This window comes from Mesorhizobium sp. CA6, from assembly GCF_020165035.1.
Lineage (GTDB): Bacteria > Pseudomonadota > Alphaproteobacteria > Rhizobiales > Rhizobiaceae > Mesorhizobium.
The window spans coordinates 19,275-44,779 of record NZ_JAIUHI010000020.1; the positions used below are offsets into that span (position 1 = coordinate 19,275).

At 64.5% G+C, this 25,505-nt stretch carries 25 protein-coding genes and 1 pseudogene; 6 read left to right on the forward strand and 20 right to left on the reverse strand.

Features of this window, described 5'->3' with window-relative positions:
• Positions 1-196: 196 nt before the first annotated feature.
• Positions 197-1,066 (forward strand): glutathione-dependent disulfide-bond oxidoreductase, encoded by an 870-nt coding sequence (gene yghU, locus LB526_RS25165; protein ID WP_224601395.1) that lies wholly within the window; start codon positions 197-199, stop codon positions 1,064-1,066.
• Between the two features lie 36 nt (positions 1,067-1,102).
• On the opposite strand, the gene LB526_RS25170 is transcribed toward yghU, so the two are convergent.
• Positions 1,103-1,648, reverse strand: coding sequence for a YbhB/YbcL family Raf kinase inhibitor-like protein (locus tag LB526_RS25170; protein WP_224630171.1), 546 nt, complete (start codon positions 1,646-1,648; stop codon positions 1,103-1,105).
• Positions 1,649-1,926: 278 nt separating this feature from the next.
• Positions 1,927-3,096, reverse strand: a complete 1,170-nt coding sequence (locus LB526_RS25175; RefSeq protein ID WP_224630213.1) for a PLP-dependent aminotransferase family protein — start codon at positions 3,094-3,096, stop codon at positions 1,927-1,929.
• 272 nt (positions 3,097-3,368) lie between these two features.
• Between LB526_RS25175 and LB526_RS25180 the strand changes: the two genes are divergently transcribed.
• Positions 3,369-4,109: a sulfotransferase family protein gene (locus tag LB526_RS25180; RefSeq protein WP_224630172.1), complete on the forward strand. Its 741-nt coding sequence runs from the start codon at positions 3,369-3,371 to the stop codon at positions 4,107-4,109.
• Between the two features lie 57 nt (positions 4,110-4,166).
• Here the strand turns inward: LB526_RS25180 and LB526_RS25185 are convergent, their stop codons facing one another.
• The 4 genes from LB526_RS25185 to LB526_RS25200 form a co-directional block, all read right to left on the reverse strand.
• Positions 4,167-4,322, reverse strand: a complete 156-nt coding sequence (locus LB526_RS25185; RefSeq protein ID WP_095768360.1) for a DUF1127 domain-containing protein — start codon at positions 4,320-4,322, stop codon at positions 4,167-4,169.
• A gap of 304 nt (positions 4,323-4,626) precedes the next feature.
• Positions 4,627-5,832: an amidohydrolase family protein gene (locus LB526_RS25190; protein WP_224630173.1), complete on the reverse strand. Its 1,206-nt coding sequence runs from the start codon at positions 5,830-5,832 to the stop codon at positions 4,627-4,629.
• Positions 5,833-6,154: 322 nt separating this feature from the next.
• Complete coding sequence (locus LB526_RS25195) at positions 6,155-6,610, reverse strand: GFA family protein (RefSeq protein WP_140840625.1); 456 nt, start codon at positions 6,608-6,610, stop codon at positions 6,155-6,157.
• Between the two features lie 180 nt (positions 6,611-6,790).
• Entirely contained in the window at positions 6,791-7,342 is a 552-nt protein-coding gene (locus LB526_RS25200) for a cysteine hydrolase family protein (RefSeq protein WP_095768357.1), read from the reverse strand.
• A 131-nt stretch (positions 7,343-7,473) separates the two neighbouring features.
• Between LB526_RS25200 and LB526_RS25205 the strand changes: the two genes are divergently transcribed.
• Positions 7,474-8,001, forward strand: a complete 528-nt coding sequence (locus LB526_RS25205) for a hypothetical protein (protein ID WP_224630174.1) — start codon at positions 7,474-7,476, stop codon at positions 7,999-8,001.
• Positions 8,002-8,013: 12 nt separating this feature from the next.
• Here LB526_RS25205 and LB526_RS25210 read toward each other — a convergent pair whose 3' ends face one another.
• Entirely contained in the window at positions 8,014-8,922 is a 909-nt protein-coding gene (locus LB526_RS25210) for a LysR family transcriptional regulator (RefSeq protein WP_224630175.1), read from the reverse strand.
• A 97-nt stretch (positions 8,923-9,019) separates the two neighbouring features.
• Between LB526_RS25210 and LB526_RS25215 the strand changes: the two genes are divergently transcribed.
• Positions 9,020-10,255, forward strand: coding sequence for an MFS transporter (locus tag LB526_RS25215; RefSeq protein ID WP_224630176.1), 1,236 nt, complete (start codon positions 9,020-9,022; stop codon positions 10,253-10,255).
• A 35-nt stretch (positions 10,256-10,290) separates the two neighbouring features.
• Here LB526_RS25215 and LB526_RS25220 read toward each other — a convergent pair whose 3' ends face one another.
• The 5 genes and pseudogenes from LB526_RS25220 to LB526_RS25235 all read right to left on the reverse strand — a co-directional run bounded on the left by LB526_RS25220 (position 10,291) and on the right by LB526_RS25235 (position 14,939).
• Positions 10,291-12,288: an amidase gene (locus LB526_RS25220; RefSeq protein ID WP_224630177.1), complete on the reverse strand. Its 1,998-nt coding sequence runs from the start codon at positions 12,286-12,288 to the stop codon at positions 10,291-10,293.
• Positions 12,289-12,519: 231 nt separating this feature from the next.
• Positions 12,520-13,197: a hypothetical protein gene (locus LB526_RS25225; RefSeq protein ID WP_224630178.1), complete on the reverse strand. Its 678-nt coding sequence runs from the start codon at positions 13,195-13,197 to the stop codon at positions 12,520-12,522.
• Between the two features lie 150 nt (positions 13,198-13,347).
• Positions 13,348-13,872 carry a WD40 repeat domain-containing protein gene (locus LB526_RS25230; protein WP_224630214.1) on the reverse strand — a complete coding sequence of 175 codons (525 nt, stop codon included), beginning with the start codon at positions 13,870-13,872 and terminating at the stop codon, positions 13,348-13,350.
• A 66-nt stretch (positions 13,873-13,938) separates the two neighbouring features.
• Positions 13,939-14,022: pseudogene (locus tag LB526_RS29860) on the reverse strand (hypothetical protein); the annotation flags it as partial.
• The gene (locus tag LB526_RS25235; protein ID WP_224630179.1) at positions 13,989-14,939 is read right to left on the reverse strand and encodes a WD40 repeat domain-containing protein; all 951 of its coding nucleotides are present in this window, start codon (positions 14,937-14,939) and stop codon (positions 13,989-13,991) included. The pseudogene LB526_RS29860 and the gene LB526_RS25235, both read right to left, overlap by 34 nt.
• A gap of 416 nt (positions 14,940-15,355) precedes the next feature.
• Between LB526_RS25235 and LB526_RS25240 the strand changes: the two genes are divergently transcribed.
• On the forward strand, positions 15,356-15,457 hold the full coding sequence (locus LB526_RS25240) for a putative RiPP precursor (protein ID WP_224544599.1): 102 nt from the start codon (positions 15,356-15,358) through the stop codon (positions 15,455-15,457).
• 122 nt (positions 15,458-15,579) lie between these two features.
• Positions 15,580-15,669 carry a putative RiPP precursor gene (locus LB526_RS25245; protein ID WP_140840613.1) on the forward strand — a complete coding sequence of 30 codons (90 nt, stop codon included), beginning with the start codon at positions 15,580-15,582 and terminating at the stop codon, positions 15,667-15,669.
• 88 nt (positions 15,670-15,757) lie between these two features.
• On the opposite strand, the gene LB526_RS25250 is transcribed toward LB526_RS25245, so the two are convergent.
• From LB526_RS25250 to LB526_RS25285, 8 genes are all read right to left on the reverse strand, one after another.
• Entirely contained in the window at positions 15,758-16,948 is a 1,191-nt protein-coding gene (locus LB526_RS25250; protein ID WP_224630180.1) for a hypothetical protein, read from the reverse strand.
• Positions 16,949-17,129: 181 nt separating this feature from the next.
• Positions 17,130-17,906: an exodeoxyribonuclease III gene (locus tag LB526_RS25255; RefSeq protein WP_224601374.1), complete on the reverse strand. Its 777-nt coding sequence runs from the start codon at positions 17,904-17,906 to the stop codon at positions 17,130-17,132.
• A 153-nt stretch (positions 17,907-18,059) separates the two neighbouring features.
• Positions 18,060-18,695 (reverse strand): alpha/beta family hydrolase, encoded by a 636-nt coding sequence (locus LB526_RS25260; protein WP_224630181.1) that lies wholly within the window; start codon positions 18,693-18,695, stop codon positions 18,060-18,062.
• A 211-nt stretch (positions 18,696-18,906) separates the two neighbouring features.
• A complete protein-coding gene (locus LB526_RS25265; protein WP_411968137.1) occupies positions 18,907-20,004 on the reverse strand; it encodes a tetratricopeptide repeat protein in 1,098 nt (365 codons plus the stop codon).
• 17 nt (positions 20,005-20,021) lie between these two features.
• Positions 20,022-20,930: a Ku protein gene (locus LB526_RS25270; RefSeq protein WP_224630183.1), complete on the reverse strand. Its 909-nt coding sequence runs from the start codon at positions 20,928-20,930 to the stop codon at positions 20,022-20,024.
• A gap of 274 nt (positions 20,931-21,204) precedes the next feature.
• Complete coding sequence (gene ligD / locus LB526_RS25275; RefSeq protein WP_224630184.1) at positions 21,205-23,697, reverse strand: DNA ligase D; 2,493 nt, start codon at positions 23,695-23,697, stop codon at positions 21,205-21,207.
• 265 nt (positions 23,698-23,962) lie between these two features.
• Positions 23,963-24,187, reverse strand: a complete 225-nt coding sequence (locus LB526_RS25280) for a hypothetical protein (protein ID WP_140544568.1) — start codon at positions 24,185-24,187, stop codon at positions 23,963-23,965.
• 96 nt (positions 24,188-24,283) lie between these two features.
• On the reverse strand, positions 24,284-25,504 hold the full coding sequence (locus tag LB526_RS25285; protein ID WP_411968125.1) for a GNAT family N-acetyltransferase: 1,221 nt from the start codon (positions 25,502-25,504) through the stop codon (positions 24,284-24,286).
• Between the last annotated feature and the right edge of the window lies 1 nt (position 25,505).

Consider the following 25,505-nt stretch of genomic DNA (forward strand, 5'->3'; position numbering starts at 1 on the left):
ATCCTGCGTTGCGGGTCTCTGCCTATAAGTATGGCCGAAGGAGCGCGGTGCAAGGGCGGATTTCCCCTCGCCCAAGCTGGCATAAGCGCTAGTTCAATGAAGATTGAACTTTTTTCTTTGACGCGCGCGGAACCGCACCTAAGTCTATCGGCATCCGTGGCAGATGCCGCCCTTCACGAAACACAAGGCCTTCAACATGAACCAATATGTCCCGCCGAAAGTCTGGACCTGGAACAAGCCGAATGGCGGTGAGTTCGCCTCGATAAACCGGCCGATCGCAGGCCCCACGCATGACAAGAAACTGCCGGTCGGCAAGCATCCGCTGCAGCTCTACTCGCTGGCCACGCCCAATGGCCAGAAAGTGACGATCATGCTGGAGGAGCTTCTGGCGCTCGGGCACAAAGGTGCGGAATACGATGCCTGGCTGATCAAGATCGGCGACGGCGACCAGTTCGGCTCGGGCTTCGTCGAGGTCAATCCGAATTCGAAGATCCCGGCGCTGATGGACCACAGCGAGCCGAAGCCGGTGCGCGTGTTCGAATCCGGCTCGATCCTGACCTATCTCGCCGAAAAGTTCGGCGCATTCCTGCCGACCGAACGCGCGGCGCGCGCGGAAACCTTCTCATGGCTGTTCTGGCAGATGGGCTCGGCGCCTTATCTCGGCGGCGGCTTCGGCCATTTCTATGCCTATGCTCCCGAAAAGATCGAATACGCCATCGACCGCTTCGCCATGGAGACCAAGCGGCAGATGGATGTGCTCGACCGCCGGCTGGCGGAGAGCGAATATCTCGCGGGCCCCGACTACACGATCGCCGATATTGCGGTCTGGCCCTGGTATGGCGGGCTTGCCAAGGGCCGCAGCTACACCAACTCCGCCGAGTTCCTCTCGGTGCACGAATACAAGAACGTGCAGCGCTGGGCCGACGCGATCGACGCGCGGCCTGCGGTGAAGCGCGGCCGCATGGTCAACCGCATGTCCGGCGATCCGGCCTTCCAGCTGCGCGAGCGCCACGACGCCGGCGACTTCGAGACGAAGACGCAGGATAAGCTGCAAGCGGCGGAGTAATGTAATCTCGCCCTCGTGCGGGAGATTGGCCGCCCGTTACCTCCCATATGTGTATGTCACGGTCGCCTGGCCGAGCGCAGAGCTCTTGGCGGCGACCGAGATCATCTCCGGCAAGGGGTTGGCCGGTATGCGCAATGTCTTTTCACTCAGCGCATAGAGCGTGAAGACATAGTGATGGTCGCCGCTGCCGGGCGGCGGGCACGGGCCGAAATACCCGGCGCGACCGACGCCGCCTTTGCCCTGCACGGAGCCCTTGGGCATGCGCTTGCCGCCCTGCGCGCCGGCGCCTTCGCGCAGACCCTTGGCGCTCGCCGGGATGTTCCAGGCCAGCCAGTGCCAGAAGCCCTTGCCGCCATTGGCATCGGTGTCGAACATGGTCAGCGCGTAGCTTTTCGTTCCGGCCGGCGGATCCTTCCAGGCAAGCGCGATCGAGACGCTCTGCCCGCCACAGCCGGCTTTGTCGCCGAGATATTTCGCGTCCCATTTGCCGTTCGACACCGACGGGCTGGATATCTCGAAGGCCGCCGCCTGACTGGCGAAGGCGACAAGGGCAAGCAAAGTGAAGCCGAGGCGCAAGGTCATCTGATCCTCCCTGAATGACGCAGCGTAGCCGAAAAGCGGCCCGAAAAAGGGCAAGCTAGCGCGGCCGCCTGCCGGGACAATGAAAAAGCCCCGCCGGTGGAGGCCGTCGGGGCTCTTTCGTTCGGACCGTGGAGGTGGGACCCTACGGCCGGGTCGATCCAGGGGGTTGGATCGGTCGCGACACTAGCCGAGGAATCGGGCGCGCGGACAATCACGCCTGCGCACGAGCAATCACGCCTGCGCGAGTGGACGGCCGGCTGCTGATCTCTCCTTGAGGATCAGCCCCGCAGCAGCTTTGCCAGTCTCGGCACGCCTTCGTTCACCGCGCGGTCGTCGGCAAGCGTGAATGACATGCGCAGCGTGTTGCGGCCGGTGCCGTCGGCGTAGAAGGCGTTGCCCGGCACGAAGGCGACGCGCGCCTCCTTGATCGAGCGCGCCAGCAGCTCGGTGGCATCCGTGCCTTGCGGCAGCGTCAGCCAGACGAACATGCCGCCGTCCGGACGGTTCCAGGAAATGCCGGGGGGCATGTCGGCTTCCAGCGCGGAAAGCAGCGCATCGCGGCGCTTTCGGTAGGCGCCGATCAGCTTTTCCACCTGGGCGTCGAAAATGGTTTCGGCGACGCGGTACATGACCATCTGGTTGATCGAGGGGCTGTGCAGGTCGGAGGCCTGCTTCATCAGCACCAGTTTCTCCACCACATGGCGCGGCGCGCAGACCCAGCCGACGCGCATGCCGGGCGACAGTATCTTCGAGAACGACCCGCAATAGAGCGTGCGTGCACGATCGATGCCGCCGGTGCGGGCGCAGTCGAGCGCCAGGATCGGCGGCTCGCCCTCCCCGTCGTAACGCAGCGCGCGATAGGCGGCATCCTCAATGACGGCGATGTCGAGCTCGCCGGCGAGGTCGAGCACCGCCTCGCGCTGCTCGGCATCCAGCGTATTGCCGGTCGGGTTGGCGAAATCCGGCACCAGATAGGCGAACTTCACCTTGCCGCCATTTGCCCCCGCTGCCGCGCGATAAGCCTCGGGCGTCATGTTGCCGCCGGCGGGGTTCAGCCGGTCGTAGCGCGGCTCATAGGCGTTGAAGGCCTGCAGCGCGCCGAGATAGGTCGGCCATGTCACCAGCGCAGTGTCGCCGGGGGACAAAAAGAGCTTGCCGAGATAGTCGAGCGCCTGCTGCGAGCCGGAGGTGATGAAGATGTTGCCGTCGTCGCACTGAACGCCAAGCTTGCCCATATAGGCGGCCAGCCATTTGCGCAGCGGCAGGAAACCCTCGCTGACCTGGTACTGCAGCGCGGCGCCCGCCTCCTTGCCGCCCAGCACGGCCTGGTAGGCATCGCCGATGGCTTCGGCCGGAAACAGCGACGGGTCGGGAATGCCGCCGGCGAAGGAGATGATGTCGGGCTGGTCGAGCAGCTTCAACAGCTCGCGGATTTCCGAAGCCTTCATGCGCGAGGAACGCGAGGCCAGAAGGTTCAACAGGGTCAAGACGCACCTCCCACGTGCTTCTATTTAGGTCAGCTTGGTTGACCTATTATCCGGCCTGGCCTTTCGCGTGAATACACAAAACGGTCATGGCTCATCGTCCAGGCAACATTTGGCCCACAGATTTTCGCAAATGCTAATGAAAAGCCATTGCACGCTCGGCAAGGCCAGCGCACGATTATGACCAGAAACTGAAAGTTGATAGAAAATCAATCCGGAGCAAATGGGGAACGCGTATGACGCTCGAGGTCATCGGGGCCGGCTTTGGCCGCACCGGCACGTGGTCGACTTTCGCCGCGCTGAACAGGCTCGGCTTTCCGAGCTATCATATGCAGGAAGTCATCATCAACAAGGCCAACAAGGGCCATCTCGACTTCTGGCGCAAGGTGGCGAACAGCCCGCCCGGCGCGCAGCATGACTGGAACCGGGTCTTCGCCAAGTATCGGGCGACCGTCGACAATCCGGGCTGCTGCGTGTGGCGCGAGCTGATGGCCGCCTATCCGGAAGCCAAGGTGCTTCTGACGCTGCATCCCCGCGGCGCCGAAGCCTGGTACGACAGCACCATCGACACGATCTACTTCACCGAGAATGTCTGGCAGTTCAGGGTGCTGGAATGGCTGACGCCGTTCGGCCGCAAGTTCGGCGACATGTCGCGCAAGCTGGTCTGGGGCAGAACGCTGAAGGGCGTGATGAACGACCGCGACAAAGCGGTGGCGCGCTACAATTCCTATATCGACGAGGTGAAGGCGGCGGTGCCGCCTGAGAAGCTGCTCGTCTTCAAGGTCAGCGACGGCTGGGCGCCGCTCTGCAATTTCCTTGGCGTCGCGATGCCCAACGAACCCTTCCCTAATCTCAATGACCGCGCCAGCATCAAGAAGATCATCAACGAGATGATCGTGGGATCTTATCTGATGCTTGCCGGCGTGGCGGTTCTGATCGCGCTGGCCATCGGCGCCCTGTGGTGGTGGCTGGCGTAGCGGCCACTCAGATCGGGCTGCCAGGGCCGCGGCGCTCCGGCTCCGGCGGCCGCGCGATTAGAACGGCAAACGGATCTCGTCAGGCTCGGTCCTGTCAGGCCAGCCGATGTCCTTCTGAATCTCCGTCGGCAGCTCGTTAAGCTCGCGCGCCGTGCGGCGGCGCTTGCTGGCCTGCGCGAAGGCGGCGCGGATTCGGTTGAGACTTTTGAACATGAAAAACCTCCTAAATCAGCGGCGGAAAACCGGTGCCGCCTCTTCCCGGCGTCGCTTTTGCGATGCGTCTGTAACCGGTGGATTGCGCGCGAACGGTGAAATGCTTCACGAAGCCGGAACGGCTTGAAACATATGCATGCAAATTAGTTTGCAGGATCAGCCACGCGGTCTGCATGAAAACCAGGAGCTTGCATGACCTGCATGTCAGACGCTTGGGCTGGTTGCCTTGATGGGTTGATTCACGTCTCCGAGAGGGAGGCGATAGCGCGAGTTGTAGCTCGGCAACAAATTAACGGCTTCTAATTCACCTGGTTTTCGGCCCCACTTTCCCGCCTCGCGCCACTTCCCTGCCCGCGCGATAGACGGTGCGATCCTTTGGCACCGCCACCACCGCTTCCGGGACATGCTCGGCCTTCAGCGCAACGAAATCCGCCTTGGCGCCGACAGCGATGCCGTAGCCTTCGAGTCCCAGCGCCTTGGCGCCGGCGTGGCTGACCAGGTCGTAGGCGGCCTCCAGCTCGCAATCTTCGTAGAAGCCGGAGCGGTAGCCGATCATGTTGGCGCGGTTCAGCATGTCGCCATCGCCATAGGGCCACCATGAATCGCGGATGTTGTCGGAACCGGCGAAGACGGTGACGCCCGCCTTGCGCAGCGCCGCCACCGGCGGGAATGGATGATCGCCGGGCGCGTTGGTCATGATGGCGACGCCGGCGCCGGCGATCCGCTCGCCAGCCTTGGCCAATGCATCGGCGGAGATGTCGCCCAGCCCGTAAGCGTGGCTGACGACAACCTTTCCCTGCATGCCCATTGTCGCGGTCCGGGCGGCGATCTCCTCGATCTCGAACAGGCCGAGTGTGCCGCGGTCATGCAGGTGGATGTCGATACCGGCGCCGCGTTTTTCGGCAAGGCCGAACACCACATCGAGATGGCCCTTCACGTCGCGATCGAAGCTTGCCGGGTCGAGCCCGCCGATCAGGTCACAGCCGAGCTTGAGCGCCTCGTCGAGCAACTCCGCGGTGCCTGGCGAGGACAGAATGCCGCTCTGCGGGAAGGCGACGAGCTGGACGTCGATGAGGTGGCGGTATTTCTCCCGCACCGCAAGGATCGCCTCCACATGCTTCAACCCGACCGCGGCGTCGACCATGACATGGCTGCGCATGGCGAGGCTGCCATTGCCAACGCAGAGCTCGAGCTGGTTTCTCGCCCGCTCCGCCATGGGTGCTGCCTGCTCGAGGTTGCGCATCTGGAAGGCAACCCGCTCGCGCACGTCGAAGCCGTTGGTGCAGGGAATGTGCGGGCGCCAGACATCGTCGTAGAAGGAGGTGTCGAGATGGATGTGGCCCTCGACGAAAGCCGGCAGGACGAGCTGGCCGGCGAGGTCGATAGCGCCGGACGGCGGCATCGTCGCATTGGCTGCAAGCGCGATGGCGCTGAAGCGGCCACCGGCAACGGTGAGGTCACGGAGCGAGCCATCGGCAAGCCTGGCGTTGAGAAAATGAGTCTGATCCACGATGCAATCCGTTGACAAGGAAGGCGTCAGTCGTCGCCGGTCGAACGGACGAGGTCAATGCGGCAAGGGATAGAAAGTGTTTCGCCTTGCCTTCTCTCCTTATGGAAGAAGGCAAGTTCAACGGCTGCCATATACCGTTTTCGCGGAAGTTTCAGCGGGCGGCAAATGTGCCATGGTGAAGCCTGCGGTATGAGGCCGCCGTGGTCGACGCGGACGCCCAAGCACATCCCCAACAATGCGCCCCCAACGGCCGTGTCGACCATGACCGGAAACGCCAACGGCGACCGCGCCTTGGGTCGCCTTTTCGACCGGCCGCTTTTACTCAGCCTTGGGTGCCGGCGTATTCGGCGACCAGCGGCTCATATTCCTCGAAGGCAGGCAACGTCGCGTAGCTGTGCACGGCCGCCGTCGCCACCCAGGGCAATTTCTCAGACGTCCAGGTCTCGATGAAGGGCGCAAACCAAGTATGGTCGTCGAGCATGGTCGGGCGCAGATTGACGAACCAGTCGATCCCTTCCGGCCGCGTGAACATCCAGGTCATGCAGTAGCCGCAGAAATAATGTTTCGAGGCGCCATGCAGGCCGCCGACCACCGGTTCGCCCTTCGTCACCTCGAAACCTTCCGAGGGGATCGCCGCGCTCAGCGAATAGGCGCTGGACGACATCGACTGGCAACCCGTGCAATGGCAGGCCATGGTGAGCAGCGGCTTTGCCGAGATTTTCAGGCGCACGCGGCCGCAGCGGCAGCCTCCTTCGGCGGGAAGAGAAAGACTTGGCAAGATGGGCTCCTGAGGTTGGGGGTCTCCCTTATCCCCCTGTGGGAGAAGGTGGATCGGCGCGTAGCGACAAGACGGATGAGGGTGTTCCAGCGGAGTGAGACGCTGGCATTCCCTGGAACACCCCTCATCCAGCCGCTTCGCGGCCACCTTCTCCCACAAGGGGAGAAGGGGAAGGCGCGCTCAGCCTTCGATCAACTCCGCCGTCGTCGCCATCCGCACGCCCTGCCCCGCGAAAGCCTTGTTGTGGCGGGCAATGATGTCGGGCGCGTTTTCCTCCAAAGAATCCAGCGTCGAATGCGCGTCCGAAACCACGGTGACGCCAAATCCCTCGGCAAAGGCACCCTTCACGGTGGCGGCGACGCAGAAATCAGTCTGGGCGCCGAGGAGCACGACGTCCTTCGCGCCGTGTCCCGCCACCCATTCAACGAGTTCGGGATTCGAGAATGCGTTGCCGACGGTCTTGCCGAAGGTCGGTTCGTCGGCGGCCTGACCGAGCAGCGGCCATACCGGCCAACCGGAAGCGCCCGGCGCCAGCGGATCGCCTTCCGGTCCGTCATGGCGGATGAACGCTACTTTGCGGCCGGAACGCCGTGCCCAGTCGATCAGCCGACGGGCACGCTCGGCGATCGTGTCGGCGTCATGGATCGGCGGATCGAACCGACCGTCGAACATGCCGGTCTGCAGGTCGATGACGATCAGCGGCGCGGCGGCGGAGGGGGCTGTGTCTGGCATGGCGCGAAGATAGCGTGGGTGGGGGGCGGGTCAAGGACGAGGCAGGAGCCAACAAGCAGCAACTCGCTACAATTTTTAGTTGCATTCAGGATTAATCACAACTAAGATGATCGAGAGATCGGGGGATGACAATGGATGAACAATACACCGTATTCCTGATCGGAGGAGGCACGGGAGGTGACGAGCAGGCGGTGTTCACGCCGCACGATGCGGGGACCCGATGCAGGCTCACCTGCAGCTATCGCAATAAAGTCATCGCTGCTGAAGAAGACGACTATTTCGAAGCCCAATGCCAAATCCGCAATCAGCTCGAAGTGGAAGGACTAATACCCTTTTGTTATGGCGCGAGCGCCAATGTTTTCCCTGAAGGCACCGTGACAGAGATGAGTCGAGGATTGGTGGTCTGCAAAGTGAAAACGGGCGAGCGTCCCAAGAAGAGCGACTTAGTCAATATATTTGACGATGGCTATGACGTGATGCCCGTGTTCGTCTCGATGCAGCAGAAGTTTTGGGATTCGTGGCTCGCCTCTCTGCCCCGATCACAAGACCCGGAGATAGCGAACTCGACGGACGGTGCAACCCACTCCCTCTGGCAGTCTCTAACACTTCGCTTTGCCAAGATGTTGAAATCGCTTTTTCCACTGTCAGGGGGAAGATAAGGCACCTGGCTTCTACGACATCAGCGGCATCGGCCCCTTCAGCGCCTCCGCCAGCGCATCGCGGAACACCGCGATCGGACGCGCCAGCCTGCCGGCCGGCGGGCGGTGGAGCAGCCAACAGCGCACCTGCGGCTTGAAGCCTGGGCAGTCGACCACCTCGACCGCGTCGCGCCATTGGCTGCCGGACAGCGCGCCCGGCGTGACGACGCCGATGCCGTGGCCGCGCGCCACCAGCGACATTCTCAGATCCGCGCCCTGCGCCTCCACGCCGACATGGAACGGCAGCCGCGCCGCCTCGAAGCGATGGCGGATGAACGCGCGGAAACCGCAGCCGGTTTCGTTGAGCACCCAGGGATAGCGCGCGAGATCGTTGAGCTCGGCCGGCTTCGGCACGCCGAGGCCTGGCGAAGCCACCAGCAGCACCGCCTGCACGCCGAGATCGTCGCCGACGAGCTCCGGCGGCGGCGCGACGCCCTCGGCCAGACAGACGGCGACCGCGTCGATCTCGCTGTGCAGCACCTGCTCCACCAGGCGCGGCGACAGGCTGGAGGTGATATTCAGCGTCAATTGCGGGAAGGACGCGCGAAGACTGTCGAGCGGCTCGGACAGCGCGCTGGTCGACAGATAAGGCATGATGCCGAGGCGGAACTCGCCCCTCACCTCGCCGGCCGGCGAGACGCCCGCCTTCAGATCCTCCAGCGAGCGCAGCAGCCGACGGCCATGCTCATAGGCCTCGCGACCCGATGCGGTGGGTTTGAGCGGCTTCGACTGGCGGTCGAGCAAAGGCGTCGCCAGCCGCTCCTCGAGATTCTGCACCCGGCGCGTCACGCCGGGCTGGGTGAGATTGAGCCTGGCAGAGGCGCCGACGATGGAGCCGGTTTCGACGACGGCGACGAAGGCTTCAAGGTCATGGATGTTCATGCGTATCTCGCATAATCATTATCAAATAATTTCAATTGTAGCATTATGATCAGCGCGAATAAAGTCCTCGCGAGATATGCAAACAGCGAGGCTACCCATGAACGGAACAGACAACGCCCGGATCGCGACGGCCGAGTTCGCCGATCCGTCGCCGCATGCCGGCGGCGGCACGATCACGCGATCCCAGACGCTGCTGTTCGCCGCTTCGGTCGGCATCATCGTCACCAATCTGTTCGCGCCGCAGACGCTGGTCGGGCTGATCGGACCGTCGCTGGGCGCGGCGGCATCGGAAAGCGGCCTAGTGTCGATGGCCACCCTGCTCGGCTATGCGGCCGGACTGTTCTTCCTGGTGCCGCTGTCTGACCTGGTCGAGAACCGTGTGCTGGTGCTGCGCATGCTGTGCGCGGCCGCGCTGGCGGCGGCGGTCGCTTCATTCGCGCCGTCGGCCGCCTCGCTGCTTGCCGTGCTGTTCGTGCTTGGGGCGGCCTGTTCCTGCATCCAGGTGCTGGTGCCGGTCGCGGCCTCGATGGCGCCGCCGGGACAGGACGGGCGCGTTATCGGTGACGTGATGAGCGGGCTGATGATCGGCATCCTGCTCTCGCGTCCGATCGCCAGCCTCGTCGCCGACGCCTTCGGTTGGCGCGCCTTCTACGGCATCAGCGCCGCGGCACTTGGGCTGCTCGCCATCCTGCTCGGCCTCGCCTTGCCAAGGCGCAAGCCTCTGGCGCATGCGAGCTATGCGGGGCTCATCGCCTCTCTGGTCGGACTTCTGGGTCAGGAACCGGTGCTGCGGCGTCGTGCCTTCACCGCGAGCCTGGTGATGGCGGCTTTCAGCGTGTTCTGGACGGCGGTGGCGCTACGCCTGTCCGCCTCGCCTTTCGACCTTGGCCAGAAAGGCATTGCGCTGTTCGCATTTGTCGGCGCCGGCGGCGCGGCTGTGACGCCGATCTTCGGCCGCGCCGGCGACCGCGGCTTTACGCGCACCGCCACGATCCTCTGCCATCTCGTGCTGATTGCGGCGCTCGGCCTCGCCGCATGGGCCGGGGCGGCCAAAGCCGGGGCATGGCTGCCGCTCATCCTGATGGGTGTCAGCGCCGTGCTGCTCGATTTCGGCGTCACCGGCGACCAGACGCTGGGCCGCCGTGCAGTTAATCTCCTGCAGCCCAAGGCGCGGGGCCGCATCAACGGGCTGTTCGTCGGCATCTTCTTCATCGGCGGCGCGATCGGCTCGCTGCTTGCCGGCATCGCCTGGACCTGGGGCGGCTGGAACGCGGTGTGCGCGGTTGGAGCGCTGTTCGGGGTGGTGGCGCTGGTGGTGGATTGGACCGAGTAGCTCGATCTTCTCCTCTCCGCTTGTGAAGGAGGAAGCTATCCAATCCCACCCGTCACCCTATACGCCCCGCTGACGCGCCCATCCTGCGACCTCACAATGGCCGTGACGATCGAACCATAGGCGCCGCGCCAGACGCTGTGGAAGCCTTGATGGGTCGTGGCCGGCACGATCACGCGACCGGTGAATCGCTTAGCGCTGCCTTGCATGGAAACCGGCTCGCCGTTGACGTGGACTTTCACCACCGCCGCGTCGGCGGTCTCCAGCGCGATCGCGATCTCATCAGTGTCGCCGTCGCGGGTCGTCTCAGCCGTGAGCGCCAGCGTGAGCGGGGGATCGCCAACACGACTCGCCGCGCCCCTGCCCTCGAACACATCATCGGCCAGCGCCGGCGTGCGCGGCGGAACGGTGCGGCGCCTTGTGGAGCGCTCGTAATCGCCGGCGATCGTCAGCAATGCCACGTCGTCATAAGCCTTGCCGGCGAAGGTGAGGCCGACGGGCATGCCGATATCGGCCATGGTGCCCATCGGCACCGTCACCGTCGGGATGCCGAGATGCCGCCAGACCAGATTGCCGTTGGCGACCCAGGTGCCGTTTCGCCAGGCAAGCCGGGCGGAAGCCTCGTTGATGTCGGCATCGGCCGGACCGACATCGGCGACCGCCGGCAGCACCACGGCGTCGAGCCGGTTGGCATCGAGCCAGTCTTCGAAGTCGGCGCGGCGCGTTGCTTCCAGGCCTTTCAGGCCCGCCTCGATGGTGGGGATGTCCGCAAGCGACGCCACCCCGCGCTTCGCTCGCTCGACATACTGCGCCAGATCGAAATCGGCCTCGCCGTAACGGTCGCGCAACGTGCCCGGTGGCTGCGGGAAGATCTTTGCGCCGTCGACCGAAGCGAGATCGGGGATCGCCGGATCGGCATTGGCGCGCAGGAAATCGTCCCAGGACCAGATGGACAGGTCCCAGATCTCGCGTTCGGCGAATTCCGGCGGCACAAGGCCGCGGTCGACCATCGACAGCGCGCCCGGACGGTCGCGTTCGTAGTTGGAGACGACAGGGAAATCGACCTCGACCACCTCGGCGCCGAGTGATTCAAGGTCGCGCGCCGCCTGCCGCCAGAGCTCAAGCACCGAGGCGCGCGTCTCGATCGGGCGGTCGGCGCCTTCGTCCTTGCCGATATACATTCTGGGCACACCGAGCCGCTTGCCCTTGAGTGCGCCTTGCAGAGGAAGCGCAGCATAGCTCGCCGGCCTGAGCTCGGATGCCTTCGGGATATTCACCCAAGGCTGCACGCGCCAGAAATCGCCGCGCGTCTCGTTGTCGTCGGCGACGATCACATCGAGCAGCTCCAGCATGTCGGGGATGCTGCGCGTATGCGGCACGACTACATCCATGGTCGGCACCAAAGGCCAATTGCCGCGCACCGAGATCACGCCGCGCGAGGGCGTGTAGGCGACCAGCGCGTTGTTGGAGGCGGGCGCGCGCCCGGACGACCACGTTTCTTCGCCGAGCCCGAAGGCGGCGAAACTGGCTGCGGTCGCGGTGCCCGAGCCGTTAGAGGAGCCGGAGGCGAAGGCGGCGGTGAGGAAATGCTTGTTGTACGGACTTTCGGCGCGACCATAGACGCCGCGCTGCATGCCGCCATTGGCCATCGGCGGCATGTTGGTGAGGCCGATCAGCACCGCGCCCGCGGCGCGCAGCCTGGCGATGGTGAAGGCGTCCTCGTTCGCCGTGAGATGCTCGAAGGCCGGCGAGCCGGCTGCAACTGTCAGGCCCTTCGCCTTGTAGCTGTCCTTGGCGGTGTAGGGGATGCCGTCGAGCGATCCGAGCGTCTTGCCCTCGCGCCGGCGCCGGTCGGATGCTTCCGCCTCTTCGAACATCTTCGGGTTGAGGATGGGCACGGCGTTGAGCGCGATGCCGTGGCGGTCGTAATGGGCGATGCGCCGCAGATACGCAGCGACAAGTTCGACGCTGGTGACGGTGCCGTCTTCCAGCGCGCGGCGCAGATCGGCGATCGAGGCTTCGACGAGGTGGAGCATGATGGCGAGCGAATTCCCTTACAGAAGCTGCGTTCCGTCACACCCCCTCTGCCCTGCCGGGCATCTCCCCCGCAAGGGGGGAGATTGGATATCGCGACGGCTTTCGCCAATCAGCGACGCTGCAGAGAGGGTGCCGTCGCAGGAACTGCCAATCTTTCTCCTTGCGGGGGAGATGCCCGGCAGGCCAGGGGGGCTGTCCAGCCGGCCTGTCAGGTAATCCAAGGGCGCTATTCATTTTTCCGGACGAATGCCCCCCTCTCGCCCTCGTGCTCTACGCCCAACCCACCAATCATTCTGCCAATCCTCATAGCCGAGAAGCGAGCCCTCCATCCGTTCGAGGGCTTCGTTCCAGCCGGTCTTGGCGGAGACTTTCGATGCCAGCAGATATGCGTCTATTCGCCATTCCTCGCCGGGGAGTGCGAAGAAGGCGCGCCGCCATCTTTCGAACTTTGAGAAGCGAGCGCGCTCGGCCTCGGTGAAGGGCGTGTCGATTATGCGGCGCACCAACCGACCCGAACGGACGAACGGGTCGAAGCGGGTCAGCATTTCCGTCAACCACTCCACCGGATAGGCGTCTTGGAACACCGCCAGAGGCTTGCGACCTTCAAGCATCAGCGGCAGCTCGAAATTCGTGTGAACGAGATACGGTGTCTCGCGGATTGGATGCCAGGGCTCGATGCGACTGAGCCTCGGATCAAGCTCGCGAGGTGGGATGCATATCGCGCCCAGCCTTTGAATATCTCCCGGGTCCAATTCCCATGAGCCTGATAGTTGTGTGTTGCCGCAACCCAGAACCGCGCCAAGCTTTTTCAGGTCCAAGACGCGGATTCGAGCCTCAGCGATAGCCGAACCGGTCGCAGGATCGATCTGCTGCAGGACAAAATAAGTGGATTCGGCAGTGTTGCTCATGCGGCGACGATGGCTGCTCGGAGAGTCCTTGTACAGGTCTCCTTCTGACAGGCGCCGTTCGTGGCGCCCCATCTGCTCTGCCGGGCATTTTTCCCCACTTGGGCGAGATCGGCTGTCGAGGCCGCTTTTCGCCCACCTCCAACGTCACACTCACTCCGGCGCCCCGGCAAACAGCACCGTGCCATCCCCGCCCGCCGCCGGCCAGTCGCGGATGGCGCGGTCGATGCCGCCGGTCAATAGCGTGCCGTCGGCGGCGAAGGCGACCGCGTACATGGGACCAGTGCCGGGGTCGAATTCGGCGATTTCGGCACCGGTATCCATGTTCCATATCCTGGCGGTGCCATCCAGCGAGACGGAGCCGAGGCGCTTGCCGTCGGCCGACAAGGCCAGCGCATAGACTGTGCCGGAATGCCCCTCGAAGCGGCGGACCTCCTTGAAGGTGTCGAGGTCCCAAAGCTTTATCGTGTAATCGCCGCTGCCGGTCACCGCGTGGTTGCCATCGGCCAGGAAGACCGCGCCATAGGCGCCTCGCTCGTGGCCGAGCCAGCTGCGCAGTTGCTTGCCCGCAACGATGTCCCAGAGTTTCAGCTCACCGTCGATGCTGCCGGTGAGCGCCCTGGTGCCGTCGGGCGAGATGGCGACGGAACTCACCGACCAGTCGCGGCCCGGCAGCACATGCAAGACCGCTCCCTTCCCCAGGTCCCAAACGACGACGGAACCGGTGTCGTGACCGCTAACGGCGAGCTTGCCGTCCAGGCTTATCTTCAGTTGCCTGACGCCGCCGTTCGCCCCTAGGAGAAGACGTGCAGCACCGTGCCGTCGGATAGCTGGCGCAGCACGATTTCGCCGTCGTCGCCGGCGGTGAGCACGGTCTTGCCATCGGGCATGAAAAGCGCGCTGCGCGCCATGTCCTTGTGCTCACCAAGGTCGCGGATCAGCCGCTTGCCCTCGATATCCCAGAGCTTGATCATGCGGTCGGTGCTGGCGCTCATGATCTGGTGGCCGTCGGCCGACACCGCCAGCCAGACGACGGCGTCGCGGTGGCCTTCCAGCGCGGTCGGCTGGGCCGGAGGCGCCGGTGGAGGCGGCGCCACCGTCTGCGGCGGCGTTGCGGGAGCGAGCGCCGTCTGCTGGGTTGGCTGGACCGGCTCTGCCGGCTGGGCAGGCCGCGGCGGCGCGGACTCGGCCGGTGGAACGGCTGTCGGCGCCGGCTGAACGGGAGCCGCAACCGGCTCGGGCAACGGGGGCTTTGCAGCCTCTTGCTGTGCGGGTGCGGGCAAGGCTGGCTCGATGCTCGACTCGGGCGTGGTAGGTTTTGCGCTCGCCTCCGGCTCGGGCCTCGGTTTGGGCGATCGAGGCGCCGGATCTGCCGGCGCGGTGGCGACTTCCTTCGCCGGTTCGGCGCCCGGCGCCCGCCAACCGAACTGGTCGGCGACGATGACGATCAGGGCCAACAGCGGCAAAGCGAGCGCTGCGCGGCGCAGCCGCGAATGGCCGGCCGGCGCGATCTCGGCGTCGCGGCCGAACAAAGGGGCGGCCGGATCGTGCCTGACGGCGCCCGGCAGCAGACCGGCGAGGAAAAGCAGCCCGGCAAGGACCGACAGCACGCCGGCCGCGCCGAAGACTTCCAGGCGCGCCGTCGCCGTCGGCCTGCCGCCCAGCGCCGCATAGAGCTTGGCGAAACAGGCAATGCCGACGATCAACATCGCCAGCGCCAGCAGCCTTTCGGTCGATCTTTTCATCGGTCTCCTCCCATCGCCCCGCAGCGTTGCAACCGGCGGCAGCGAGCCGGCCCCGGGATCCTAGCCGAGCTTGCTGCCAAGGCTAAGTGCAAGACGTCACACAGCTTCGCCGGACGATATCCTTCGCATCCGGTTCCGGCCGGCGCGGTCGCCCACTATTGGGCGGCGGCTCTATCAGTAGAACGCTATCCCCAGGAGCAGAACAGCCCGCTGGAGCCGGTGATTGACAGAAATTGCCTATGTGAGATTATCCGCCGGGGATTTCTAGGAGAGCAATCTTATGAAGAAGACTTACGAGAAGCCGGTTTTGATCCGCAAGGGCAAGCTTTCAGCGGTTGTGGCGGGTTCGCTGCCTTCGCCGGTTTGATGAAATCATCGGTGCTTTTGCCGGCACTGACTAACGGGGGGAATTTGGGATGAAGAAGATTTACGAGAAGCCGATTCTTGTCCGCAAGGGCAAGCTTTCGGCGGTGGTGGCGGGTTCGCCGGTGGTCAACGGCGGCAGCGCTGGTGTTTGAACCTGACGATTTAATTTCCGCACAGTAGCAGGAATGCGCAACGGGGAAGGACTTGCCCGGGAGTTTACTTGACGGCGAACGTGTGTTTGAGATCGAGCGGCGCAATCTTTGGGAGAGCGTAGATGAAGAAGACCTATGTGAGGCCGACATTGGTCAAGAAGGACAGGCTTTCGGCAATCACCGCTAACGGCGCAGCTTCCGTCGTATTCTGAGCCAAAGACGCGTTGCAGACCTTGGGGCGGCGCGCGTTAGCCTTGCTTGAGATATCGCAAGAATTTCGGCACTTTTGGTCAGCATAAGTCAAAGCGCCAGAACCAGATCGTCCAGTACCATCTGCCAGTAATGCTTTGTCGACAGGCGCACACGCGTCACCGCCTGCAACATGGGCGCGTATTGAACCGGTGCCAGCGCCGACAGCGCGATCTCATCGCTGGCGATCAGCTCCTCCCCTAACCAGCTTTCGACAAGCGCGGTCTCGCCTTCCGAGGCCAGCCAGGCCGCGGTCAGCATCACCGAGTGGAAGCCGAAGGGTGTGGCGCGACCGAACTCGGCCGGATGGCCGCTGCTGGTATAGGCGATGTAGGCGCCCGAGACATTGCCGTTGACATAGCCCTCGCTGTTGGCGGTGTGGTCGCGCGCCATGGCGTTGAGATTGCGCCAGTCGAGCCCGGCATGGCCGGACGGCACCTTGCACAGGCCGCGCGGGGTTATGTCGTCGAAGCCGATGGCGTTGAGTGCAGCGTCGGGCGCGAGCGCGCCGCGCGCCAACAGGCCGAGATCGACCGGGTAAGCCGACAGCTTGAGCCTTCGGTCGAGCCCCGAACCGGCAATGACGATTTCATCGGCCTCGACGCCGAGCGGGAAGCGGAAGGCCGCGTCGGCGGGCAGCGCCCGGCTCTCAAGCAACTGACCCTTGGCCATGACCGACAGCGTGACGCCCGTCGCGGCCGGCGTCCTGCCGTTCAACGTCCGCCCCGGCGCGAGCCCGACCGGCTTCGGCAAGGCCTCGCCGGCGAGGCCGACCATGGATCCGGGCGCATCCGCGATACGCACCGCCTGGTCCTGATTGGCGCTGCTGGCGCGCCAGCCGGACGGCACCGAGACGGAAAAGCGGTAGCTGCCGGGCCGTTGGATCGCCGCGCTGCGGCGCTTCGACGACATCGGGAAATTGGCGAAACCGGCGGCGTTGCTGCGCGCCGAAGCCAGGAAAATGCCGCGCTCGTCATAGAGCCGCACCACGATGCCCGCCATCGGCCGGTCGGCTTGACCATAGGCGCCGTCACCGTGGACATCCATGTAGACGAAGGACGAGAAGTTGAGCTTGCCGGATGTCGGCGCCCAGTGGGCACGCGGCGCGTAGTCGCCCGCCGGATCGGGATTGCCGCGCGCCCTGCGGCGCTTGCGGCGCCGGCGCAGCGCGATCGCAATGAGAGCGATGGCGCCGGCAAGGACAAGGGCTGAGATAAGCGCGACGAGGGCGGTGTCAGCCATGGCGGAGAGGCGATGGTTGGAGATCGCCGTTCAAGACCGCGTGCATGAAATTGTCCCCCCATCCAAGTTTGCAGCAGATTAGCGTTGGGCATCGATGCCGCAAGTCATTGCGATGGACGAGTCAGGATTGAGATGCTGGCGGGACAGCGCCAGCTTTCCCTTCTCACCTTGCGGGTGAAGGTCAGGTTGCCAACTCCACCCAGACCGGCGCGTGGTCGCTTGGATTGTCCCCTCCCCGCACTTCGCGGTCGATGCCCGCCCCTTTCAATTTTCGAGCGAGCTTCTTCGATAACAAGATGTGGTCGAGCCTCAGGCCGGCGTCGCGCGGCCAGCGGTTCCGGCGATAGTCCCAGAAAGTATAGAGCCTCTCCTCCTTGGGAAAAACCTTTCGCAACGCGTCTGTCCAGCCCTGCGCGATCAGCGCGGCGAAGGCGGCGCGGCTTTCGGGTTGCACCAGCGCGTTGTCGTCATAGGAGCGGGTCTCATAGATGTCGCGCGGCTCGGGCACGATGTTGAAGTCGCCGGCGAGCGCCACCGGCAGGCCGGTGTCGAGGAGCTCACCCACATGCGCGGCAAAGCGGTCGTGCCAGGCGAGCTTGTAGTCGAATTTCGGCCCCGGTCGAGGATTGCCGTTCGGCGCGTAGAGGCAGGCGATGACAACGCCGTCGACCGCCGCCTCGATGTAGCGCGCCTGGCGGTCGGCATCGTCGCCGGGCAGCGCATCGCGTGTCAGCACCGGCTCGGCGCCGCGCGCGAGGATCGCGACGCCATTCCAGGTCGGCTCGCCCTTCCACACAGCGCCATAGCCGGCATTGGCGAGCCGGGTCAGCGGAAACTGCGTGTCGCGCGCCTTCAACTCCTGCAGGCAGACGACGTCGGGCTTTGCCTTGGCGAGCCAAGCCAGCAGGTTGTCCAGCCGGGTGTTGACGTTGTTGATGTTGAAGGTGGCGAGTTTCATCAAGTCCGTCGATATTCAGGTGATGCCGGCCTGCAAATGGCGGCTTCCTGCGCTTCCGGTGCTCACGTACTTTACGTACGCTCCGCTCCGGTTCTCGGAAACCACCATTTTCGACTCGGCCTGACCTGAATCTCGGCAGACTTGGCGGCGTAGTCAGTCCGTCATCCGGATTTTGATCGTCTCCGCCACCGTCTTCAGATGATCGCCCGCCGTAAAACCCGAGATCGCCTTGCGTGGTTTCAAATCATGGTCGCCGTCCTCCACCCAGATCACCTCGACGGCAGGAGAAAGGCCGTAGGTCGCGACTTCCTCCTTGGTGCCAAACTCGTCGCGCGTGCCCTGGAAGATCAGCGTCGGCGTCTTCAAGTTGATCAGATGCTTTGTCCGCAACTGCTCCGGCTTGCCCGGTGGATGGAACGGATAGCCGAGACAGACCAGACCGGCGATCTCGCCCTTGGCGAACATCTCGTCGGCGACCATCGAGGCGACGCGGCCGCCCATCGACTTGCCACCTATGATCAGCTTTCCGGTCATGCCCTTGGCGCGCAGATCGGCGATCGCCTTCACATATTCCGGGTTCACCGTCTCGGCGCGCGGCGGCGGCTTGCGATGGCCGTAGCGGCGCGCGGCCATATAGTGGAACTCGAAGCGTGCGACCTGAAAGCCGGCGGCCGCGAGCGCCTTGGCGGTGGCGGCCATCGAGGCGGAATCCATAGGTGCGCCAGCGCCGTGCGCGAGCAGGATGGTGACAGGGGCGGTGTCGAAGCCGTCGAAGAGGAAGTGGGTCATGGGAGCGCCAATCTCTCCTTCTCCCCTTGTGGGAGAAGGTGGCCGAGCGAAGCTCGGACGGATGAGGGGTGCTCCAGCTTGGCGGATACGCCCTTCAATACTCCTACTTGCGACAAGGTCACCAACGTCTCATTCCTTCCAGCACCCCTCATCCGTCTCGGCGCTGGCGCGCCGATCCACCTTCTCCCACAATGGGAGAAGGAAAAGGCGCTCACCCCGCCGTGCGCGCCATGTGCAGGTCCACGAACTGGATTCCCTTTTGCGCAGTCCGCGCCCATTCGGACTCGGCATCCAATTCCAGATAGCGGACCCACAACCGGCGGGCCTCCATCAGATTACCCGCATCGAATTCCAGCCGAGCCAGGTTGAACACCGGGTCGGCATAGGCCCTGTCGAGCGCGATCGCCTTTTGCAGATGGCGCCTTGCCGATGCCACCTTGCCCTCGTCGCTCATCAGGCCGGCGAGGTTGAACCAGGCCTCGACGAAACCGGGGTCGAGCTTTATCGCGCGGGCATAATCATGCGCGGCTTCGGTAACCCGGCCGGCGCCGCGCAGGCAATTGGCGCGGTTGAAGGCGGCAATCGCATCCTTGGGACCGATCGCCAGGCAACGCTGGTAGAGCGCGGCCGCATCGTCGTGGCGCCCCTCCTCTTCTGCCATCTCGGCCTCGGCGAACAATTCCTCCAGCTTGTCATCCTCGGGTGAACCGAGGTCGAACAAAAGCTGGCCGTCGAGCTCGCTCCTGCCTTCGTCGAGATAGATCGCATCCGGGCGGCCATGCTGCGAGCCTAGATTGAGCGACTTGGCGGTAAGCGAGGCGACCGGGCCCGAGCGATGCACCGAGCGCGCGATCGCGCCCCAAGTGGCGCCGCTGGCGATCAGCCCGGCATATTTGCGCGCGAGGATCAGGTCTCGGAAGGAATAGGGTTCGCCGTCATGCTCGAAGGCATCGAACAGCGACAGAAGGTCGAGTTCGTCGCCGGCGAGTCGCGACTGGTCGATCAGCGACTGCCTGGAGAGCGACGAGGCGTCGGGCGCCTTCATCAGCCCAAGCAGGCGCAGGAAACCGCTCTCGCTGATCAGCGCGCGGCCTGCTTCGCGCTCGATCTTCACACGGCGCTCTATCTCGGCATCGCCGGATTTCGCCGCCTTGGCGAGAAGCGTGCGGCCGAACAGGACATGCGTAGTCCGGCGCGTGACGCCACGCCTCAGCTCCGCATGGCGGCGCTCGACCTCGCGCGCGGCGAGACGCAACGGAAAGGCGGCCAGCGCGCCGATGACGCCGAAGACGGCGCCTGGAACGATCACTGGCCCGGCATTTCCCGTCACTTCTTGCTCTTGCCGACAGCCTTCAACAGGTTCGCCTTCAGCGGGTTCTCAGGCGCACCGCCCGCGGCCGCCTTCTTGGACGGCTTCGCCGGCGCTTCCTCGGCCTTGCTCTTCGACTTGGCCGGGGGTTTCGCCTGCTGCGACAGGCTCGCCTTCAGCGCATCCATCAGGTTGATGACATTGCCGCGCTCGGGCGCAGCCGCGATGATCGGCTTGTGGCCCTTCAGCTTCTCGCGGATCATCGCCATCAGCGCCGCCTCGTAGCGATCCTCGTAGTTCTTCGGATCGAAGTGGGTTTCCTTCTGCTTTATCAACGCCTGGGCCAGCTCGAGCATTTCCGGATCCGGCTTGCCGGCCGGAATGTTGCCGAAATATTCAGCCGTGCCGCGCACTTCGTTGGGGTTTCTCAAGGTGCAGACGAACATGCCGTTCTCGCGCGGTCCGATCGTCACCACGCGCTCGCGGCTGGAGAGCACCAGGCGGGCAATCGCGAGCTTGCCGGACTTGCGCATCGCCTCGCGCAGCACCGCGAAGGTTTCCTCCGCCATGGCGCCGTCGGGCGCGAGATAATAGGGCGCGTCCTGGTAGATGACGTCGACCTCGTCCTCGTCGACGAAGGCCTCGATGTTCATCGTGTGGTTGGATTCGATCCGGACCGCATCGAGGTCGGCATCATCGATGATGATGTACTGCTTGTCCTCATATTCGTAGCCGCGCACCAGGTCCGAGCGCTCGACAAGGCCAAGCTCGGGATCGACCGGTTTCATGTTGATGCGGTTGTGCGTCTTCTTGTGCAGCTGATTGAACGAAATGCGCTCGCTCGCGCTGGTGGCCGGGTAAAGCCGGACCGGACAGCTGACGAGGCTGAGCTTGAGGTAACCTTTCCAACTTGCCCTGGGCGCCATGATGAACTCCTACGCGGCCATGCACTGACACTATGTTGGAGCATGGTCTTGTCCAAAACCGGTTCCGGCCTTTTTAGGACCATGCTCTTTGCAGCGCTTCGTCCGTAGGACGATCAGCGCCGTGGAAATCCTACACCGACCCCTGATTGTACTGCCGAATTCCTGACGAAGTGTTTTCTGGGGCGGTTGGCGCGGAGAATAGTTCAAATTGTAGCAAGCGTCGATGGACACGGCGTCGCCCTTTTCCTCTCCCCCGCGATGTTGGGGCGAGGAACTAGCGCTCAAACACAGGCAAATCCCGCGCCGCCTCGTCGATCTCCGCCCAGGGATCGCCGGATGTCTCCAACAGCCCCGGCAGCGAGGCGTAATTCAGGTCCTCCGGCGCGTCGATCGTCTCCAGGTCGGTCCAACTCACCGGCGTCGAGGCCGGCAGATTGGTGCGGGCGCGCAGCGAATAGGGGGCGGCTGAAGTGTGGCCGCGCGCGTTGCGGTGGAAGTCGATGAAGATGCGCTTCTTGCGGTTTTCCTTGCCCATCGTGGTGGTGAAGGTGTCGGGCGCGCTTGCCGCCAGCAAAGTCGAAATCGCGCTCGAAGCCTGGTGCAGCTTCTTCCAGTTCTGCTTTCGGGTCACCGGCACGGTGATGTGGATGCCCTTGCCGCCCGAGGTTTTGGCGAATGGGACCAGTCCCAGGCTCTCCAGCCCGGCCTTGATGTGGACCGCGGCTTCAACCACCTCGCGCCAGGAAATCCCCTCGCCCGGGTCGAGGTCGAAGACGATCTGGTCGGGCTTGTCGAGTTTTGACCGGTGCGTGCCCCAGGTGTGGAATTCCACCACGCCGAATTGCGCCAGCGCCAGATAGCCCTTGGCGTCCTCGACCGAGAGATAGGTTTTTGTCTCGCCTTCCGAATTGATCGACTCGAACACGGCAACCGAAGGCGGCATGCCGGTGAAGGCGTGGCGCTGGAAGAAGCAGTCCTGCGGCTTGCCGGTCGGGCAGCGCACCAGCGACACCGGTCGGCCGATGATATGCGGCAGCATGAAGTCGCCGACCAGCGCGTAATACACCGCGATGTCGAGTTTTGTAGGCCCGGTCCTACCGAATAGCCGCCGCTCCGGATTGGTGACCCAGATGGTGGCGAGGTCGGATTCGGCGATCAGCCGTTTGCGCTTGACCGGCACCGGCGTGGTCAGCCCACCGATATCGCGCAACCCGCGGAAGACGCCGTGCCGGATCGCATTATCGGCGGTGCGGTTCGAATAGCGGACGCGTGCCGACAGCAGCGGCTTCACCCAATGCATCTCGCGCATGATCTCACGCGGCACGCCTTCGGGCGGGGTCGCGCCGGCGGTCAGCCGCTCCAGACGGGCGAGCAGGTCCGTCGCCATGTCTGCGTCGAAACCGGTGCCGACCTTGCCGCGATAGTGCAGTTCACCATTTTCGAACTCAGCCATGCCGAGCGCCGCCAGCCCTTCCGCTTGGTCGGAGACGGTATAACCGGCGATGACGAAATCATCCGTCTTCTGCGCCTTGGCCTTGGTCCAGTTCTTGGTGCGGCCGCTCTGGTAGATGGCGTCGGCGCGCTTGGAGACGACACCTTCCAGCCCAAGGTCCGAAGCCTGATCGTACAGGCCCTGGCCGTCGCCCTCGACATGATCGCTGTACTGGATGGCGGAATTGGCGGGCTGACCGGCGAGCAGCTCGGCGAGCAGGGCTTTGCGCTTCTGCAGCGGCACCTTGCGCAGATCCCAGCCGTCGAGATGGAGCAGGTCGAAGGCGTAGAAATGCAACTTGGAGCCGGCGCCCTCGGCCAGCGCGTCCTGCAGCAGCGCAAAGCGCGAGATGCCCTTGTCGTCGAGCACCATGATCTCGCCGTCGATGATTGCTTGGCCGATCGGCAGCCGCGAAAAGGCCTGCGGCAGATCGCCATAGCGTTTCGTCCAGTCGATGCCGCCGCGGGTGATCAACCGCACCTCGCCGCCTACGACATGTGCCATGGTACGGTAGCCGTCGAACTTTATCTCATGCAACCAGAGCTCGCCCGTGTCCTCGGCAACGCTCGTGCCGCCCGGCGGCTTAGGCACCTGGCTGGCGAGTTGCGGCTCGATGCGGGCGGGTGGCTCAGCCCTAATTGCGCCGGGCAGCACGCCCGGTTTGAGCGAGCCGGCTTTCGGCGGCAGGCGCTCGCGCTTCCTCGGGGGCGCCGCCAGTTCCTCGATGCGGCGGCCGGTCTTCACGCTTTCTGGGCGCGCCTCGAGAATGTCGAGCTTTGTATCGGAGGCGAGGTCGCGCTCTTTGAAGAGCAGCCAGTTCTTCTTGTTCTCATCCTCGCCCGGCCTCGGCTTCAGCCGGGTCAGCATCCAGCCGCCATTGAGTTTTTGCCCGGCCAGCCGGAACTTGAACGCGCCGGTCCTGAGGCTTTTCTCGACATCCTCCATCGGCGCCCAGGTACCGGTGTCCCAAACGATCATCGGCCCGCCGCCATATTCGCCCTCGGGGATGACGCCCTCGAAATCGATATATTCGATCGGGTGGTCCTCGGTCTCGACGGCGAGGCGCTTGTCGGCCGGATTGAGCGAGGGCCCGCGCGGCACCGCCCAGCTTTTGAGCACGCCGCCGACTTCCAGGCGCAGATCGTAATGGTCGGCGGTGGCGTGGTGCTTGTGAACGACAAAGCGGTTGCCGGCACCGGCGGACAGGGTGCCTGCCGGTTCGGGGGTGCGGGAGAATTCGCGCTTGGCGCGGTAGGGTTTGAGATTGGCCGGCATGAGTCAGACGCCGAGGCGCAGAGCGGACAGTGGCAACCGCCTCGTTCCTTCGCGCCCCCCTCTGTCCTGCCGGACATCTCCCCCTCTAGGGGGGAGATTAGCAGACTGCGCGTTCGCGCTCCCCTTACACCGTCGGCGATTGGCGAAAGCCGGCGTGACAGCCAATCTCCCCCCTTGAGGGGGAGATGTCCGGCAGGACAGAGGGGGGTGCTGTCCCGCCAGCATCTCGGATTTTTCTACATCGATGCGAAGCAAGGGATTTGGATCAATCGTCAACAGCCGGCGTCAGTTCCAGCTCGGCGGGCGAAAGCCCTTGCCTCAGTTGCGAAAGCCGGAACTCGTCGACCCAGTAGGCCTCGCCGTCGACCAGCACGCGGGCGCTGTAGGAGCCGCCGGAAAAGCGCTGCGCGGTGACATAGACCTTATGGCGCTCAAGCGCGGTCTTCACCGCGGCGCGGCGGGACTTTTCTCTGGCGACGGGACTGGCCATGGCCTCACTCGAGCACGCTGCCGCTCCGATAGCGGCTGCCCATAAGGATGGCGGAGAGCGGGATGTGAGTCAATTTGCCGGGTGAAGGCGGCCCATTCACCGCCCCGCACGCAGCCGCCGCCAGCGCTGCATCGCCTCCTGCGCGACCTTGAACAGGCGCGGGTTGGCGCGCACGAAAGCCACGCCCCAGCCACGGTATTTGATGGCCTCGCTCGCCGCCATGCCCTTCGGCGTGATGCCGTAGCAAAGTTCGGCCAGAACCGACTTCACCGCGCCCATATGTTCCTTGTAGCTCTGGTTGCCGACCGACAGGTCGAAATAGTCGAACCCCTGCCCGCGCCCCCATCTGATCAGCTCGCCCATGATGCAAAGTCCCGGCGAGACATTGGGAACTGCACCCTGGTCGATCGCGACCAGCAGCGCGTGCAGGGTGCCCAGATGGACCGCCAGATATTGGACCGCGACCATCACGTCGCCAGCGCGCAGGCCAAAGATCCGCACCGACCCGTCGGTCAGGCCGCGATGCGCGGCCTTGCGGTAGAAATCGACGACCGGCGGCTGCGCCAGCAGATCGAAGCGGCCGAGCTCGCGAAAACGGCTAAGCCGCATCTCGACCAGCTTGTCGAAGGTGGAATCCACCAGGGTTGGCGTGTCGGCCTCGACCAGGGCCAGGCCGCCATTGCGATCGAGCCGGCGCAGGTCCTTGTTGAGCGCCTTGACGAAGGACGGGCGACAGATGCGCTTGACGACGGTTTCGGCATCGCCATCCATGGCGATGCCGTAGTGGGAATGTATGGAATCGCGCGCCGGAGAAAGCAGCGCCAGGGGATTGGCGATGCCGCCGATCTGTTTCGGGATACCGACGATGTGGATGCGGTCGGCCGGCGGCAGCACGGAAAGCACCGCCGCCCATGCGGCCTCGGCTGATTGCCTGGTCCAGGGCGTCGCGTCGGCGAGCAATGGCGCGGAATAATCGCACACCCCGCAGCTCAGCCACTCGATCACCCAATGCTGGAATGCGCGGCGCCGCATCAACGGCACCAGCATCCTCGGCTCGCCCGTGGCGGCGTCCCTCACCTCGACGATGGCGAGATCGGCTTTTGGCGGCACAAGCCCTTCGACGATCCCTTCGGCCCAGGCGAAATGCTGGTGGCCGGTGCACACGCCCTCTGTCTCGAGACGCCGCCAGAGCGGCTTGACCGCTTGGAGGCTGGTGTGCAGCTGCGCCACATATGCGCCGCCGGCGGCGTGCACCGCGGCCTCATCGCCGGCCAAGCCGGTCGTCATCGTGGCCATCGGCATTGCCTGGCTTGCCACA

Bases quoted from the DNA above. Each gene is read 5' to 3' on its own strand.
- yghU (WP_224601395.1), top strand. From the start codon at position 197: ATGAACCAATATGTCCCGCCGAAAGTCTGGACCTGGAACAAGCCGAAT.
- LB526_RS25170 (WP_224630171.1), bottom strand. From the start codon at position 1,648: ATGACCTTGCGCCTCGGCTTCACTTTGCTTGCCCTTGTCGCCTTCGCC.
- LB526_RS25175 (WP_224630213.1), bottom strand. From the start codon at position 3,096: ATGAAGGCTTCGGAAATCCGCGAGCTGTTGAAGCTGCTCGACCAGCCC.
- LB526_RS25180 (WP_224630172.1), top strand. From the start codon at position 3,369: ATGACGCTCGAGGTCATCGGGGCCGGCTTTGGCCGCACCGGCACGTGG.
- LB526_RS25185 (WP_095768360.1), bottom strand. From the start codon at position 4,322: ATGTTCAAAAGTCTCAACCGAATCCGCGCCGCCTTCGCGCAGGCCAGC.
- LB526_RS25200 (WP_095768357.1), bottom strand. From the start codon at position 7,342: ATGCCAGACACAGCCCCCTCCGCCGCCGCGCCGCTGATCGTCATCGAC.
- LB526_RS25205 (WP_224630174.1), top strand. From the start codon at position 7,474: ATGGATGAACAATACACCGTATTCCTGATCGGAGGAGGCACGGGAGGT.
- LB526_RS25210 (WP_224630175.1), bottom strand. From the start codon at position 8,922: ATGAACATCCATGACCTTGAAGCCTTCGTCGCCGTCGTCGAAACCGGC.
- LB526_RS25215 (WP_224630176.1), top strand. From the start codon at position 9,020: ATGAACGGAACAGACAACGCCCGGATCGCGACGGCCGAGTTCGCCGAT.
- LB526_RS25220 (WP_224630177.1), bottom strand. From the start codon at position 12,288: ATGCTCCACCTCGTCGAAGCCTCGATCGCCGATCTGCGCCGCGCGCTG.
- LB526_RS25225 (WP_224630178.1), bottom strand. From the start codon at position 13,197: ATGAGCAACACTGCCGAATCCACTTATTTTGTCCTGCAGCAGATCGAT.
- LB526_RS25235 (WP_224630179.1), bottom strand. From the start codon at position 14,939: ATGAAAAGATCGACCGAAAGGCTGCTGGCGCTGGCGATGTTGATCGTC.
- LB526_RS25240 (WP_224544599.1), top strand. From the start codon at position 15,356: ATGAAGAAGATTTACGAGAAGCCGATTCTTGTCCGCAAGGGCAAGCTT.
- LB526_RS25245 (WP_140840613.1), top strand. From the start codon at position 15,580: ATGAAGAAGACCTATGTGAGGCCGACATTGGTCAAGAAGGACAGGCTT.
- LB526_RS25250 (WP_224630180.1), bottom strand. From the start codon at position 16,948: ATGGCTGACACCGCCCTCGTCGCGCTTATCTCAGCCCTTGTCCTTGCC.
- LB526_RS25255 (WP_224601374.1), bottom strand. From the start codon at position 17,906: ATGAAACTCGCCACCTTCAACATCAACAACGTCAACACCCGGCTGGAC.
- LB526_RS25260 (WP_224630181.1), bottom strand. From the start codon at position 18,695: ATGACCCACTTCCTCTTCGACGGCTTCGACACCGCCCCTGTCACCATC.
- LB526_RS25270 (WP_224630183.1), bottom strand. From the start codon at position 20,930: ATGGCGCCCAGGGCAAGTTGGAAAGGTTACCTCAAGCTCAGCCTCGTC.
- ligD (WP_224630184.1), bottom strand. From the start codon at position 23,697: ATGCCGGCCAATCTCAAACCCTACCGCGCCAAGCGCGAATTCTCCCGC.
- LB526_RS25280 (WP_140544568.1), bottom strand. From the start codon at position 24,187: ATGGCCAGTCCCGTCGCCAGAGAAAAGTCCCGCCGCGCCGCGGTGAAG.